Consider the following 15,661-nt stretch of genomic DNA (forward strand, 5'->3'; position numbering starts at 1 on the left):
TTACTGCTCCTGTTCTGGTGAGCCGGTTTCAGGCGTCACATCGCGATGGTAGAGGCGATAAGCAACTTGTCCGGCGACTTTTTCACGGTGCAGCCGCCAGCTGGCGGGCACATCCAATGTACCGTGCTCGGCTTCTGTTTCGACATAAATCCAGGCTTCATCCGCCAGCCACTGGTTTTGCTCCAGCAGGTTCAGGGTGTCTTGCAGAATGCCTTTACGGAAAGGCGGATCGAGGAAAACCACATCAAAGGCATTTCCGGCTTTTGCCAGCCAGTTCAATGTATTGACGTTAAATACTTTCGCATCACCGGCGTTTAGCAGCGCCAGGTTTTTCTCTAACTGTTGCGCAACCGGGCGTTCAAACTCCAGCAGTGTGGCGCTGGCCGCATAACGTGACAAGGCTTCCAGACCGAGCGCGCCGCTGCCTGCAAAACAGTCCAGACAATGTGCGCCCTGTAAAACCGGCGCCAGCCAGTTAAACAGCGTTTCGCGTACGCGATCGGTGGTCGGGCGCAGTCCCGGGCTATGTGGAACCGGAAGTTTGCGTCCGCGCCATTGTCCGCCAATAATTCGGATCTGGCCGGCGGCGGGAGTGTTGGGTTTCTTTGCCATAGTTCGCTTGTGTAATCCAAAGCCGTCAGGCTTCGTTGCATATCGTTTGGAAGGCTATTCTACCGGTGTGCGGCCATTGGGCAAATGTTTAACATTGTCGATTGAAAAACCACCGGAATTCAATACGCGGGCGTGTTGCCTGCAGGGGAAAGTGATAGACTGCCTGACCATAACCCTATTAATAATCCGTTCGCCAGTCATTAACGGCGAGGAGTGAAGTTGTAAAATGGCAAAAGATAAAAAACGCGGTTTCTTCTCCTGGTTTGGCCGTGGCCGTCAGGAAGAAGAGCAGCAGAAGGAAGAAATCCGCGAAGAACAGCCTGTTATTGAAGAACAGTCTGTTGTTGAAGAACATGCGGTCGTTGAAGAACATCCGCTAGCCGAAGAGCCGGGTGTTCCGGTTGAGCAGCACCCTGGCGAATGGGATACCGCAGCCTCCGCAGAATCTGCCGCAGAAATCGCACCTGTGGTTGAACCTGAGCCAGAAGTCGAACCTGAGCCAGAAGTCGAACCTGCACCGGAAGTGGAACCTGAGCCAGAAATTGAGCCGGAACCGCTGAAAGAACCTGAACCGGTTCGCGAACAGGCCGCCGCTGAACTGGCAGAAGAAATTGTTCACATCACCGAACAGGTTGCTGCGCAGCCAGTGGTGCCTGAAGACGATCTGATTGAAGAAGTTGTTGCTGAAGACGAATTTGCTGAATCGGGCGAAGAAATTGCCGAAGACGAACGTCTCGATGCCATTGATTATGTCGACGATTCTGTCGCAGCCGAAGAACCGCTGCCGGTGCCGCTGGATCCTATCGTCGTTTTACCGGCCGGTGAAACTGAGCAGGAGCGTCCGACCAAAGAAGGTTTCTTTGCGCGGCTGAAACGCAGTCTGGTCAAAACCAAGCAGAATCTGGGCTCTGGTTTTGTCGGCCTGTTCCGCGGTAAAAAAATCGACGACGATCTGTTCGAAGAGCTGGAAGAACAGCTGTTGATCGCCGACGTTGGCGTCGAAACTACCCGTAAAATCATTGCTTCACTGACCGAACACGCTTCGCGTAAACAGCTGAAAGATGCTGACGCGCTGTACGGTAAGCTGAAGGAAGAAATGTCCGAAATACTGGCGAAAGTTGACGAGCCACTGGATGTCAGCGGGAAAACCCCGTATGTCATTCTGATGGTTGGCGTAAACGGCGTCGGTAAAACTACCACCATCGGTAAAATGGCGCGCCAGTTTGAAGCACAGGGTAAATCTGTGATGCTGGCGGCGGGCGATACGTTCCGTGCCGCAGCTGTTGAACAGTTGCAGGTCTGGGGTCAGCGCAACAAGATCCCGGTGATTGCACAGCATACCGGTGCGGATTCCGCGTCCGTTATCTTCGATGCGATTCAGGCGGCGAAAGCCCGTAATATCGACGTGCTGATTGCCGATACCGCCGGGCGTTTGCAGAACAAAGCGCACCTGATGGAAGAGCTGAAGAAAATCGTCCGCGTGATGAAGAAGCTCGACGAAGATGCGCCGCATGAAGTGATGCTGACGCTCGATGCCAGCACCGGCCAGAATGCGGTGAGTCAGGCGAAATTATTCAACGAAGCCGTCGGGCTGACCGGGATAACGCTGACTAAACTGGATGGCACCGCGAAAGGCGGCGTGATCTTTGCCATCGCCGATCAGTTCAGCATTCCGATCCGCTACATTGGTGTCGGTGAAGGTATCGAAGATTTAAGGCCGTTTAAGGCAGACGATTTTATTGAGGCACTTTTTGCCCGAGAGGATTAATACGGATGATTCGCTTTGAACAGGTCAGTAAAGCTTATCTGGGCGGACGACAGGCGCTTCAGGGCGTCAACTTTCACATCCAGCAAGCGGAAATGGCATTTCTGACCGGACACTCAGGCGCGGGTAAAAGTACCCTGCTCAAGCTGATTTGCGGCATTGAACGCCCGAGTGCCGGACATATTTTGTTTGGCGGCCATGACATCAGCCGCCTGAAATCCAGCGAAGTGCCGTTCCTGCGTCGTCAGATCGGCATGATCTTTCAGGATCACCATCTGCTGATGGATCGCACTGTGTATGACAACGTGGCGATGCCGCTGATCATTTCCGGGGCCAGCAGCGAAGATATCCGCCGTCGTGTATCGGCTGCGCTGGATAAAGTCGGATTACTGGATAAAGCGAAGAACCTGCCAATCCAGCTTTCCGGCGGTGAACAACAACGTGTGGGCATCGCCCGTGCGGTGGTGAACAAGCCTGCGGTGCTGCTGGCGGATGAACCGACCGGTAACCTCGATGGCGAATTGTCGGAAGGCATTTTGCGTCTGTTCGAAGAATTTAACCGCGTCGGCGTCACCGTCCTGATGGCGACGCATGATGTGGGTCTGATTGCCCGTCGTAATTACCGCACGCTGACGCTGAGTCAGGGGCGTATGTCGGGAGGGGTGTACTAATGGCGAACAGTCCGAACCCGGCGAAAACTGCAAAAAGCGCCCGCGCTGCAAAAAGCAAAGCGTTGCAGGGTGGCTGGCGCGAACAGTGGCGTTATGCGTGGATGAACGCGCTGGCTGACATGCTGCGTCAGCCGCTGGCAACACTGCTCACGGTGATGGTCATCGCGATTTCCCTGACGCTGCCGAGTGTCTGTTATCTGGTGTGGAAAAACGTCAGTACCGCGGCTGAACAGTGGTATCCGACGCCGCAGCTGACCGTGTATCTCGACAAAGCGCTGGATGATGACGCCGCAGAAAACGTGGTGAAAACCCTCAAAACCGAAGCGGGCGTAGATAAAGTTAATTATCTGTCCCGTGAAGAAGCGATGGGCGAGTTCCGCAACTGGTCTGGCTTTGGCGGCGCAATGGACATGCTGGAGCAAAACCCGCTGCCAGCGGTGGCTATCATCACGCCTAAAATGAATTTCCAGGATTCTGCGACACTCAACACCTTGCGCGACCGCGTGGCGGCCGTACATGGCGTGGATGAAGTGCGTATGGATGACAGCTGGTTTGCCCGTCTTGCGGCGCTGACCGGTCTGGTCGGGCAGATTGCGGCGATGATCGGCGTGCTGATGGTGATCGCCGTCTTCCTGGTTATTGGTAACAGTGTGCGACTGAGCATCTTCAGCCGACGCGATACCATCAACGTCATGAAGCTGATTGGCGCGACCGACGGGTTCATTCTCAGACCGTTCCTGAACGGCGGCGCGATGCTCGGTTTCACTGGCGCATTGTTGTCGCTGATCCTCTCGGAAGTGCTGGTGCTGCGCCTTGAGAGCGTAGTGACCCAGGTGGCGCAGGTGTTCGGTACCACCTTTGACCTGCACGGTTTGGGCTGGGATGAAAGCCTGCTGCTGCTGATCGTGTCCGCGATGATTGGCTGGATTGCAGCCTGGCTGGCGACGGTTCAACATTTACGGCGATTTACACCACAGTAGCGATAATTTGCTATAATGTTCCCCTGCTGCTCAGTCTTTGTGTACAGGGGAACAGCCGATTCTTGCTATATCGTCCCATCATTTTCCTGCTTCCCCTGCAATGGCACAAATTCACTATCCAATAGTCAGTGTGTCACATACAGTCATCAGACTGTTGAATCTGTCCGTGAACTTTATGTAAAATTCGTGGTCGTAGAGCAGCGAATATGAAGGGCTCGGCGTTGCTTTGTTGTCGCCCCTTAAGGCCAGCAACGTAGCGGTATCATCCCGCAGCAACGTGGTATAAAACCTGCATTACGTCATACATGAGAGGCTTGAATGACCAAAGAAATGCGCACTTTAGCATTAGTACCCCAAGGTAGCCTGGAAGCCTATGTTCGGGCCGCCAATGCCTATCCTATGCTCACCGCAGAGGAAGAACGGGCGCTGGCTGAACGGCTGCATTACGACGGTGACCTGGAAGCAGCGAAAGAGCTGATCCTGTCTCACCTGCGCTTTGTTGCTCACATTGCCCGCAACTATTCAGGTTACGGTTTGCCACAGGCAGACCTTATCCAGGAAGGGAATATCGGCCTGATGAAAGCGGTTCGCCGTTTTAATCCGGAAGTCGGTGTGCGTCTGGTGTCCTTTGCCGTGCATTGGATCAAAGCAGAAATTCACGAATATGTGCTGCGTAACTGGCGCATCGTGAAAGTCGCCACCACTAAAGCGCAGCGTAAGCTGTTCTTTAACCTGCGTAAAAACAAACAGCGTCTGGGCTGGTTCAGCCACGACGAAGTAGAGCACGTTGCCCGCGAACTGGGTGTAACCAGCAAAGATGTGCTGGAAATGGAATCACGCATGGCCGCACAGGACATGACGTTTGATCCGACCCCGGACGATGAACCACGCGACGGCGCTGCGATGGCACCGATGCTGTATCTGCAAGACAAGAGTTCTGACTTTGCAGAAACCATCGAAGAAGATAACTGGGATCAGGACGCGACAGACAAACTTTCCTCTGCAATGGAAGGTCTGGATGAGCGCAGCCAGGATATCATTCGTGCCCGCTGGTTAGACGACGAAAACAAATCGACTCTGCAGGAGCTTGCCGATAAATACGGTGTATCCGCAGAACGTGTTCGTCAGCTGGAAAAGAACGCGATGAAAAAACTGCGTGTGGCAATCGAAGCCTGATAAACGCAGTTTCCGAAGTGAAAAAGCGACCTTTATGGTCGCTTTTTTTATGCCTGAAATTCCCCTCTGAACGCCCCTGTTAATTCCAGCATACTGGAATTACTCTGAATATTTTCCCTTCTAAATCATCTGGTTATTCCAGTATGTTGGAATATTCAACTTTATAGAGAACTCAATCACAGAGGATCACAAGCGTCCTGTCGTCTGCTCATTTTTGCCTCTATAACTTGTCCATCTCAACAGAATGGATTCCAGCATGATGGAATTAATCGCTAAATCAAAAGTTCCGGCACTGACGCGCGCCGTCGCCATTCTCGACATCATTTTCCGGCAGGGACAGTGCAACGCGAACCAGCTGGTCAGTGAACTGGGGATGCCCAAAAGCACCGTGTATCTGCTGCTGGAGGAACTGAAAAATCAGCGTTTAGTTACCCAGTCTAATTCCGGTAACTACCGCCTCGGGCTCAGATTGCTGGAGCTGGGCAGTCAGGTTTCCCGCCAGCTCGATTTGCGCAATGTCGCACTCCCGCATCTGAAAGCACTGATGCACGACACCGGGCTGCTCTGCCATCTCGGCGTGCTGGACGGGGATACGCCGATTTATCTGATCAAAGTCGAAAGCCAGTCGAATATTCAGGTTCGCACCTGGGAAGGAAAACGCCTGTCTCTGTGCCGCTCTTCGCTGGGCAAATGCCTGCTGACCTGGTGCGGTCGTGAACGTCAGGACGCACTGATTGCTGCACTGGAATTCAGCCCGGTATTGCCCAACTCGCTGACCAGTGCTCAGCAGCTGCGCACGGCGTTACAGCAAATCCATCAGCGCGGATGGGCTTTCGATGATGAAGAAGATGTGGCGAATATCCGCTGTATCAGCGCGCCGGTGTTCAATGCAGCACATCGCGTCACGGCAGCGATTTCCGTCGTGGGCACCACCTTGCATGTCATGCCGGAAAATATCGACGCACTGGCTGACAAGGTAAAAAAAACCGCCTGGGAAATCTCCAGGGATCTGGGCTACAAAGCATAAGGAATCAATGATGTTACGACCTTCAGGAGTCATCAGCGCCATGTTAACCCCCTGGAAAGCAGGGAAGCCGGACATGGACATGTTGCGCAAAATTGTCGATTTTCAGATAGCGGCTGGCCTGAGTGCTCTGTTCCCGGTGAGTTCGGTGGGCGAAGCCGGTTATATGGACGTTGAGCAAAAGCGTGCGGTAGTCGAAACCGTCGTTGAACAGACTGCCGGACGTGTCCCCGTCTGGGCGGGGATCCCGGCGACCACGGCGGATGAAAGCATCGCACTGGCACATGCGGCAGAACGCGCCGGTGCCAGCGGGGTCGTGCTGATGCCGCCTTCGTTTTATCACTATGATGCTGCGACGCTGACCACTGTTTTTCGCCAGGTTGCCAGCGCGGTAAATCTGCCGTTATGCCTGTATAACATCCCGTTTTTCGCCGATCCGTTAAGTGCCGAAAGTGTCGCTGAACTGGCAGCCCATCCGAATATTGTCGGTATTAAAGATTCCAGCGGTGATGCCGTCGGCATGATGAAAATGCTGTCCTGTTGTCCGCAGGCAGACGCAGATTTTGCTGTGATGACCGGCCGGGAAGAATTTTTCTTCTCCGCATTATGTGCCGGAGCCACCGGCAGCGTGACCGCGACCGCAGGCGTTTTGCCGGAAGTGATGCGTAAAATTTATGATCTCTTCAGCGAAGGAAAAACGGAACAATCAAAGGCATTACAATTTGCCGCATTACCCGTGATGTCGATGATGGCGTCATTGCCTTTTCCGCTGGGATATAAACTTGGCATGTCATTACGTGGTTTCCCGTTGGGCGAAAATAAAATTCCGCTTTCGGATGAAATAAAGCAAAAGATAGATGATTTAAGCTTTTCCCTGAATAAAGAAATAACCTCTCTCCTTACCCTGATAAAATAAACGGAGTTTACATTATGATGGAATCAAGAGCATTACCTAAAATTAAAGAAATTCGTGCATATTTCATGGGCGGCGCGACCGCAGAAAAAGGCAGTGGCGGTGCGGATTATCATGACCAGCAGGAAAAACACTGGATCGACGATAAAGTCTGTACGCCAATGAGTAAATATAAAGAATATGAACAATCCCGACAGTCATTCGGTATTAACGTATTGGGTACGCTGGTAGTTGAAATAGAAGCCGACAATGGCGTCACCGGTTTTGCGGTGTCTACGGCAGGTGAAATGGGGTGTTTTATTGTCGAAAAACATCTCAACCGTTTTATTGAAGGACGCTGTGTCTCAGAAATCAAACTGATCCACGACCAGATGATGCGATCCACGATGTTCTACGCCGGCAGCGGCGGTCTGGTGATGAATACGATTTCCTGCGTCGACCTGGCGCTGTGGGATCTGTTCGGTAAATGTGCGCAACTGCCGGTGTATAAACTGCTCGGCGGCGCAGTGCGCGATGAAATCCAATTCTACGCCACGGGTTCACGTCCGGATCTGGCCAAAGAGATGGGCTTCATCGGCGGCAAAATGGTGACGCATTTTGGCCCGCATGATGGCGACCACGGCGTGCGTGAAACGGCTGCTATGGTGGCGGATATGCGCGAGAAATGCGGCCCGGATTTCTGGCTGATGCTTGACTGCTGGATGTCGATGGACGTTAATTTCGCTACCAAAGTAGCACATGCCTGTGCGCCTTATAACCTCAAATGGATTGAGGAGTGTCTGCCGCCGCAACAGTATGACGGTTACCGCGAAATCAAACGCAACGCGCCAGCCGGGATGATGGTCACCACCGGTGAACACCACGGCACGCTGGAGTCTTTCCAGACGTTGTCAGAAACCGGCGTCGATATCATGCAGCCTGATGTGGGCTGGTGTGGCGGGCTCACCACCTTGCTGGAAATCGCCGCCATCGCCAAGGCGAAAGGGCAATTAGTGGTGCCGCACGGTTCCTCCGTGTATTCACATCATGCGGTGATTACCTTCACCAATACGCCTTTCAGCGAGTTCCTGATGACTGCACCTGAGGCTGACCACACCCGTGCGCAGTTTGCGCCAATCCTGCTTAATGAGCCGGTGCCGGTGAACGGACGTATTCATAAATCGGTACTGGATAAACCGGGATTCGGGGTGGAATTAAATCCTGAGTGCAAATTAACCCGCCCATATCAGCATTAATTTCTGCGACAGACTATTTATCCGAACGTTTACTTCGGCCTGTTATTGATATCCTTTTTTGACTAATAACAGGCCGGTTATAAAAAGGTTCATATTATGACGACGATATTAAATAAAGCCGTTGAGAAAACCCGCTGGCGTCTGATTCCTTTTATGCTTTCGTTATATATATTGGCCTTTCTGGATCGGGCGAATATTGGTTTTGCGAAAGAGTCTTACCAGATTGATACCGGATTAAGTAATGAAGCTTTTGCGATGGGGGCGGGAATATTCTTCGTCGCTTATGCTTTTCTCGGTGCGCCGGGAAATTTATTAATGAAAAAGTTCGGTGCCAAACAATGGATTGGCTGCACCACGCTGGTGTGGGGCGTTCTCTCGTCAGCAATGGCTTTTGCCGACACGGAATTCAAATTCCTGCTGGTGCGTTTTCTGCTGGGTGCTGCCGAGGCCGGATTCTTCCCCGGCATGATCTACCTGACATCCCTGTGGTTTCCGGCCAAAAACCGGGCTTCAGTGATGGGATTATTTTATATGGGCGTTCCGCTGGCGCTGACGTTTGGCAGCCCGCTTTCTGGTGCGTTGCTGGAGATGCACGGTTTTGCCGGACATCCGGGCTGGTTCTGGATGTTTATGATTGAAGGGGTGCTGGCGGTGATGGCCGGTATCTGGACATTCTGGTATCTCGATAATGGCCCGGCGACGGCGCGTTTCCTGTCAGCTGAACAAAAACAGGCGCTGATCGGTGAACTGGCGAAAGAAGAGAAACTGAAACAGAATTCGCGCCTGCGGGATGCCTTCAGCATTCCGGCGATCTGGCACCTCGGGCTGGTTTATCTGATTATTCAGATTGGCGTTTACGGGCTGATTTTCTTCCTGCCGACGCAGGTCGCCAGTTTGCTGGGAACAAAAGTCGGTTTCAGTGCGTCGCTGATCGCGTCTGTTCCCTGGATTGCGGCGATGTTCGGCACCTTCTTTATTCCGCGCTATGCCGATAAAACTGGCCATTTACGTTCGATAGCCGCGTTCACCTTACTGGCCGCCGGGCTGGGGATTGGGGGTTCTGCTCTGGTTGCCAGTCCGGTGCTGGCGATAGGTGCGCTGTGCTTTGCCGCCGTTGGGTTTATTGCCGTACAGCCGGTGTTCTGGACCATTCCGACCACGTTGCTTAGCGGCAGTGCGCTGGCGGCGGGGATTGGTTTCATCAATCTGTTCGGGGCGATTGGCGGATTCCTGGCACCACAAATCCGTGTGGCCGCGGACAGTATGTTCTCGAATAATATTGCCGGCTTACTCACCCTTTGCGGCATCACGTTGTTTGGCGTGGTCGCGATAGCGCTTCTCAGGGCAAAACCTGAAACACCTCAGTTACCGGAAAGCCAGCTGAAAACCAGTCAGTAAAAGAGAAACTCAGGCGACCGGGGGACGGGTCGCCTGTAGCACTTATTTGCGCCACACACCTTTTTCATTGTGAAAACCACATGCCTGCATAAACGCATCCAGCACGGGCTCAGGTTCTGCTTTCATCGTCCAGCTTTTCACCTGCGGCAGCTGCGCCTGCACATCTTCCATCAGATACAGCCCGACACCGCGACGACGCGTGACGTCGCGCACCAGCAAATCACTCAGTTCAGCCTGATTACCATCGAGCGTGATTTTCACCGCGCCCAGAATGCGTTCATTAAACACCGCCGCAAACAGCGCACGGTCGTTTTGCAGGCTGGCTTGCCAGTCACTTTCAGTTTGCTCCGGCCAGATTTTTGCCAGATCGATCAGGTCCTGCGCGCTGAGTGACGTCAGTTTTTGGATAGTTAGTTTCATGATGCGAAAGGTGAGAAAAAGGAGGCGATCAGTGTAGCGGATCGTTCTGCAGAACGGGCGTAACTTTTTTTGTACAGTAACAGGTCGAAAAGTTTTTTAGCGATCTCTGCATAAGCGATAAATGTTGGCTTTAATCAATAAAGCCAGTGTTAACGACTGATTGTTTACATCCGAGCCCGCCTTTTCACCCAAATAAAATTCTGTTTACACCTCATATTTCTGATTGTGCTATTTGATTTGCAGAAGAAAATTCCTGTTTAATGATATGAATTATAAAGTCTTATTCGAAAATAAGACGAAATAAGCCGTTAACTCGTTATTACTTATACTAAATTTCCTAAGTGATGATGTTTTAAACAGGCAACAAAGAGCAAACCACAACACACACATGAACGGGGTAATCGGATGAAAGCAATGAAGGGTAAGATCTGGCTGGCAGGTTGTATTGCATTAGCAATGAGTCAGGCGGCATTCGCAAAAGATATTAAAGTCGCCATTGTTGGTGCTATGTCAGGTCCGGTCGCCCAGTACGGTGACATGGAATTTACAGGTGCAAAACAAGCCATCGCTGACATCAACGCCAAAGGCGGCGTGAAAGGTGACAAACTGGTTGGCGTGGAATATGACGATGCCTGTGACCCGAAACAGGCGGTTGCGGTAGCGAACAAAGTGATCAACGACGGTATCCGTTATGTGATCGGCCACCTGTGCTCTTCCTCTACTCAGCCTGCTTCTGACATCTATGAAGATGAAGGCGTGCTGATGATCACTCCGGCCGCGACCAACGCTGACCTGACCACCCGCGGTTATAAAATGGTGATGCGCACCACCGGTCTGGATTCCGATCAGGGCCCGACCGCAGCCAAATACATCCTCGACACCATCAAACCAAAACGTATCGCCGTTGTGCATGACAAACAGCAATACGGCGAAGGCCTGGCCCGTTCCGTGCAGGACGCGCTGAAAAAAGGTGGCGGCAACGTCGTTCTTTTTGAAGGTGTGACCGCCGGTGATAAAGACTTCTCCACGCTGGTGGCACGTCTGAAGAAAGAAAACGTCGATTTCGTTTACTTCGGCGGCTACTACCCGGAAATGGGCCAGATCCTGCGCCAGTCCAAGCAAGCCGGTCTGAACGCCAAATTCATGGGGCCGGAAGGCGTGGGCAACTCCTCATTGTCTAACATCGCCGGTGATGCCTCTGAAGGTATGCTGGTGACGCTGCCAAAACGTTATGACCAGGTCCCGGCTAACCAGCCAATCGTTGATGCGCTGAAAGCCAAGAAACTGGATCCAACCGGTCCGTTCGTCTGGACGACTTACGCTGCATTGCAGGCGCTGACCACCGGTATGGAACGCAGCGGCAGCATGGAACCGGCTGACATCGCTAAAAATCTGAAATCAGCGTCAGTGGATACCGTAATGGGTCCGCTGAGCTGGGATGAGAAAGGTGACCTGAAAGGATTCGAATTCGGTATTTTCGAGTGGCATAAGGACGGCACGTCTACCCCGATCAAATAATGGTCTTAACACCTTTCGCTGCGAAGAGAGAGGTATTCACCGTTCTGCTCCCTCCCCTGCGAAGGGGAGGGTTGGGGTGGGGTATTAATGGCGAATCAAAGACTTGAAGTGTGCTTTGGCTTTAGTTTTGCCATTAAAACCCCCTCCCGGCCTCCCCCTTCGCAGGGGGAGGAGCTATGCAAGTCTTCAAACCCTTGATTAATAAGGATAGGGTATGTCAGAGCAGTTCCTCTATTTCATTCAGCAGATGTTCAACGGTGTCACGTTGGGCAGCACTTATGCGCTGATCGCCATTGGTTACACCATGGTTTACGGCATTATCGGCATGATCAACTTCGCCCACGGCGAGGTGTATATGATCGGCAGTTATGTCTCCTTTATCGTAATCGCCGCTCTGATGATGATGGGTATCGACGCCAGCTGGTTGCTGATCGGTGCCGGTTTTATCGCCGCGATTGTGATTTCCAGTGCCTACGGCTGGAGTATTGAACGCGTGGCGTATAAGCCGGTGCGTAACTCCAAGCGTCTGATTGCACTGATTTCTGCCATCGGGATGTCCATTTTTCTGCAAAACTACGTCAGCCTCACACAGGGCTCACGCGATCTCGCTTTACCCAGTCTGGTGACCGGCCAGTGGACTCTGGGCGAGGCGAATGGTTTCGCCGCGACCATCAGCACCATGCAACTGATTATCTGGATAGTCACGTTTGTCGCGATGCTGGCGCTGACGCTGTTCATCCGTTATTCGCGTATGGGACGTGCCTGCCGCGCTTGTGCGGAAGATCTGAAAATGGCCAGCCTGCTGGGGATCAGCACTGACCGCGTGATCTCGCTGACTTTCGTCATTGGCGCATTAATGGCCGCCGTCGCGGGCGTTCTGCTCGGTCAGTTCTACGGCGTGATTAACCCCTACATCGGCTTTATGGCCGGGATGAAAGCCTTCACCGCGGCGGTTCTCGGCGGCATCGGCAGCATTCCGGGCGCGATGATCGGCGGCCTGATTTTAGGCGTGGCCGAAGCGCTGACCTCGGCGTATCTGAGCACCGAATACAAAGATGTGGTGTCCTTCGCCTTGCTGATCGTCGTGTTGCTGGTGCTGCCAACCGGTATTCTCGGACGTCCGGAGGTTGAGAAAGTATGAAGCGCCTGAATCTGTTAAATGCGCTGGTCTCGGCTTTCGTTCTGCTGGTGCTGGCCGCGTTCATCATGGGATTACAGCTGAGCCTCGACGGTACAAAACTGGTGGTCAACGGGGCCGGTGAAGTGCGCTGGACGTGGATTGCCATCGGCTGCGCCATCGTCTTCGTGTTTCAGTTGTTCCGCCCGATGGTCAGCAGCAGCCTGAAAAAAGTCTCCGGACCGGGCTGGGTTTTGCCGAGCTTTGATGGCTCGACGCCGAAACAAAAACTGCTGGTGCTGGTGCTGATTATCGCCGCTATCGCCTGGCCGTTTATCGTCTCGCGCGGCACGGTGGATATCGCCACGCTGACCCTGATCTACATCATGCTGGGTCTCGGTCTGAACGTGGTGGTCGGATTGTCCGGCCTGCTGGTACTGGGTTACGGCGGTTTTTATGCCATCGGCGCTTACACCTACGCGCTGCTCAATCACTATTACGGCATCGGATTCTGGGAAGCATTACCGCTGGCCGGACTGGTGTCGGCGGCGTTTGGTTTCCTGCTCGGATTCCCGGTGCTGCGGTTGCGGGGTGACTATCTGGCGATTGTGACGCTCGGGTTCGGCGAAATCGTCCGTATCCTGCTGCTCAATAATACCGAACTGACCGGCGGGCCGAACGGCATCAGCCAGATCCCGAAACCGACGCTGTTCGGGCTGGAATTCAGCCGGACACCGCGTGACGGCGGCTGGGACACGTTCAGTAATTTCTTCCATGTGGCGTACGATCCGAGCGACCGCATTATCTTCCTGTATATGGTGGCGCTGCTGCTGGTGATCGCGACCTTGTTCATCATCAACCGTCTGCTGCGTATGCCGCTGGGGCGTGCGTGGGAAGCGTTGCGTGAGGATGAAATTGCCTGCCGTTCGCTGGGGCTGAACCCGACCCGCATCAAACTGACCGCATTCACCATCAGCGCCGCATTTGCCGGTTTCGCCGGTACGCTGTTTGCCGCGCGTCAGGGCTTTGTCAGCCCGGAATCCTTCACCTTTGCGGAATCCGCTTTCGTGCTGGCTATCGTCGTGCTCGGCGGGATGGGCTCGCAGTTTGCCGTCATTCTGGCGGCTATTTTGCTGGTGGTTTCCCGTGAACTGATGCGTGACCTCAACGAATACAGCATGTTGCTGCTCGGTGCGTTAATGGTGCTGATGATGATCTGGCGTCCACAGGGCTTGCTGCCGATGAAACGTGTTCATCTCAAACTGAAGCTTTCGAAGAAACAAATCGCGGATCAGGGGGAACAGGCATGAGTACGCAACCTCTGTTAGCGGTTGAGGGATTGATGATGCGTTTTGGTGGCCTGCTGGCGGTCAACAACGTGGCGCTGAACCTCAACCAGGGCGAAATTGTTTCGCTGATCGGCCCGAACGGTGCCGGTAAAACCACGGTATTTAACTGCCTGACCGGTTTCTATAAACCGAGCGGCGGCACCATTAAACTGCGTGACCAGCATCTGGAAGGATTGCCGGGGCAGAAAATTGCCCGCATGGGCGTGGTGCGTACTTTCCAGCACGTGCGTCTGTTCCGCGAAATGACGGTGATTGAAAACCTGCTGGTCGCCCAGCATCAGCACCTGAAAAGCGGCGTACTGGCGGGGCTGTTCAAAACGCCGGGATTCCGTCGCGCCGAAGCGGATGCGCTCGATCGCGCTGCCGACTGGCTGGAACGTGTCGGATTACTCGAGCTGGCAAACCGTCAGGCGGGCAATCTGGCTTACGGTCAGCAACGCCGTCTGGAAATTGTCCGCTGCATGGTCACGCGCCCGGAAATCCTGATGCTCGATGAACCGGCTGCCGGTCTTAACCCGCGTGAAACCGAAGAGCTGAATCAGCTGATTGCCGAACTGCGTAACCAGCACAACGTGTCGGTTCTGCTGATTGAGCACGACATGAAACTGGTGATGGGCATTTCCGATCGCATCTACGTAGTGAATCAGGGCACGCCGCTGGCACAAGGCACACCGGCTGAAATTCGTAATAATCCTGACGTGATCCGCGCCTATTTAGGCGAAGGTTGATGGGCGAAGGCTAAGGGACAGAACAAGATGTTGTCATTCAATCAGGTATCCGCCCATTACGGCAAAATTCAGGCGCTGCATGAAGTCAGCCTGAGTATTAATAAAGGGGAAATCGTCACGCTGATCGGCGCGAACGGCGCGGGTAAAACCACGCTGCTCGGCAGTTTGTGTGGCGAACCGCGTGCGACGAACGGCTCGATCATTTTCGAAGGTCAGGACATCACGCAGTGGCAAACCGCCAAAATCATGCGCGGCGATATCGCGATTGTGCCGGAAGGCCGTCGCGTGTTTTCACGTATGACGGTGGAAGAGAATCTGGCGATGGGCGGATTCTTCGCCACGCGCGACCAGTATCATGCCCGTCTGGAACGCGTGTTTACGCTGTTCCCGCGTCTGAAAGAGCGCCGCATTCAGCGTTCGGGCACCATGTCCGGCGGTGAGCAACAGATGCTGGCAATTGGTCGTGCGCTGATGAGCCAGCCGCGTTTGCTGCTGCTCGATGAGCCGTCGCTGGGACTGGCACCCATCATCATCCAGCAGATTTTCGACACCATCCAGCAACTGCGCGAAGAAGGGATGACCATCTTCCTGGTCGAGCAAAATGCCAATCAGGCGCTGAAACTCGCCGACCGTGGTTATGTGCTGGAAAACGGTCATGTGGTGCTGGAAGATACCGGCGCGGCCTTGCTGGCGAACGAAGCGGTGCGTGCGGCCTATCTCGGTGCATAAAGTGGCTTCACATTTTAAAAATCTGT

15 protein-coding genes are annotated in these 15,661 nt (G+C 53.6%); 13 read left to right on the forward strand and 2 right to left on the reverse strand.

Features of this window, described 5'->3' with window-relative positions:
• Complete coding sequence (gene rsmD / locus CKQ54_RS04510; protein WP_112290537.1) at nucleotides 1-612, reverse strand: 16S rRNA (guanine(966)-N(2))-methyltransferase; 612 nt, start codon at nucleotides 610-612, stop codon at nucleotides 1-3.
• Between the two features lie 226 nt (nucleotides 613-838).
• Here rsmD and ftsY point away from each other — a divergent pair, with 226 nt between their 5' ends.
• The 8 genes from ftsY (at nucleotide 839) to CKQ54_RS04550 (ending at nucleotide 9,774) form a co-directional block, all read left to right on the forward strand.
• Nucleotides 839-2,380: a signal recognition particle-docking protein FtsY gene (gene ftsY / locus CKQ54_RS04515; protein WP_120162782.1), complete on the forward strand. Its 1,542-nt coding sequence runs from the start codon at nucleotides 839-841 to the stop codon at nucleotides 2,378-2,380.
• 5 nt (nucleotides 2,381-2,385) lie between these two features.
• Entirely contained in the window at nucleotides 2,386-3,048 is a 663-nt protein-coding gene (gene ftsE, locus CKQ54_RS04520) for a cell division ATP-binding protein FtsE (RefSeq protein ID WP_013577472.1), read from the forward strand.
• Complete coding sequence (gene ftsX, locus CKQ54_RS04525; protein ID WP_112290540.1) at nucleotides 3,048-4,028, forward strand: permease-like cell division protein FtsX; 981 nt, start codon at nucleotides 3,048-3,050, stop codon at nucleotides 4,026-4,028. Before ftsE ends, ftsX begins: the two co-directional genes overlap by 1 nt.
• A 318-nt stretch (nucleotides 4,029-4,346) precedes the next feature.
• Nucleotides 4,347-5,204, forward strand: coding sequence for an RNA polymerase sigma factor RpoH (gene rpoH, locus CKQ54_RS04530; RefSeq protein WP_112290541.1), 858 nt, complete (start codon nucleotides 4,347-4,349; stop codon nucleotides 5,202-5,204).
• A gap of 256 nt (nucleotides 5,205-5,460) precedes the next feature.
• Nucleotides 5,461-6,231, forward strand: a complete 771-nt coding sequence (locus CKQ54_RS04535; RefSeq protein WP_244220167.1) for an IclR family transcriptional regulator — start codon at nucleotides 5,461-5,463, stop codon at nucleotides 6,229-6,231.
• A gap of 10 nt (nucleotides 6,232-6,241) precedes the next feature.
• On the forward strand, nucleotides 6,242-7,144 hold the full coding sequence (locus CKQ54_RS04540) for a dihydrodipicolinate synthase family protein (RefSeq protein WP_279630526.1): 903 nt from the start codon (nucleotides 6,242-6,244) through the stop codon (nucleotides 7,142-7,144).
• A gap of 17 nt (nucleotides 7,145-7,161) precedes the next feature.
• Complete coding sequence (gene rhmD, locus CKQ54_RS04545; RefSeq protein ID WP_120162816.1) at nucleotides 7,162-8,376, forward strand: L-rhamnonate dehydratase; 1,215 nt, start codon at nucleotides 7,162-7,164, stop codon at nucleotides 8,374-8,376.
• A gap of 93 nt (nucleotides 8,377-8,469) precedes the next feature.
• Nucleotides 8,470-9,774, forward strand: coding sequence for an MFS transporter (locus CKQ54_RS04550; RefSeq protein ID WP_120162780.1), 1,305 nt, complete (start codon nucleotides 8,470-8,472; stop codon nucleotides 9,772-9,774).
• 42 nt (nucleotides 9,775-9,816) lie between these two features.
• On the opposite strand, the gene panM is transcribed toward CKQ54_RS04550, so the two are convergent.
• Nucleotides 9,817-10,194 carry an aspartate 1-decarboxylase autocleavage activator PanM gene (gene panM, locus CKQ54_RS04555; RefSeq protein ID WP_120162779.1) on the reverse strand — a complete coding sequence of 126 codons (378 nt, stop codon included), beginning with the start codon at nucleotides 10,192-10,194 and terminating at the stop codon, nucleotides 9,817-9,819.
• A gap of 405 nt (nucleotides 10,195-10,599) precedes the next feature.
• Between panM and CKQ54_RS04560 the strand changes: the two genes are divergently transcribed.
• The 5 genes from CKQ54_RS04560 to livF all read left to right on the forward strand — a co-directional run bounded on the left by CKQ54_RS04560 (nucleotide 10,600) and on the right by livF (nucleotide 15,635).
• Nucleotides 10,600-11,712: a branched-chain amino acid ABC transporter substrate-binding protein gene (locus tag CKQ54_RS04560; RefSeq protein WP_112290547.1), complete on the forward strand. Its 1,113-nt coding sequence runs from the start codon at nucleotides 10,600-10,602 to the stop codon at nucleotides 11,710-11,712.
• Nucleotides 11,713-11,926: 214 nt separating this feature from the next.
• Complete coding sequence (gene livH, locus CKQ54_RS04565; protein WP_113878018.1) at nucleotides 11,927-12,853, forward strand: high-affinity branched-chain amino acid ABC transporter permease LivH; 927 nt, start codon at nucleotides 11,927-11,929, stop codon at nucleotides 12,851-12,853.
• Entirely contained in the window at nucleotides 12,850-14,139 is a 1,290-nt protein-coding gene (locus tag CKQ54_RS04570; protein WP_120162778.1) for a high-affinity branched-chain amino acid ABC transporter permease LivM, read from the forward strand. The genes livH and CKQ54_RS04570 overlap by 4 nt, the downstream gene beginning before the upstream one ends.
• Complete coding sequence (gene livG / locus CKQ54_RS04575; RefSeq protein ID WP_013577465.1) at nucleotides 14,136-14,906, forward strand: high-affinity branched-chain amino acid ABC transporter ATP-binding protein LivG; 771 nt, start codon at nucleotides 14,136-14,138, stop codon at nucleotides 14,904-14,906. Before CKQ54_RS04570 ends, livG begins: the two co-directional genes overlap by 4 nt.
• Nucleotides 14,907-14,933: 27 nt before the next feature.
• Nucleotides 14,934-15,635: a high-affinity branched-chain amino acid ABC transporter ATP-binding protein LivF gene (gene livF, locus CKQ54_RS04580; protein ID WP_112291891.1), complete on the forward strand. Its 702-nt coding sequence runs from the start codon at nucleotides 14,934-14,936 to the stop codon at nucleotides 15,633-15,635.
• Nucleotides 15,636-15,661: the final 26 nt, after the last annotated feature.

Source organism: Rahnella variigena, from assembly GCF_003610915.1.
In the GTDB taxonomy this organism is placed as follows: domain Bacteria; phylum Pseudomonadota; class Gammaproteobacteria; order Enterobacterales; family Enterobacteriaceae; genus Rahnella; species Rahnella variigena.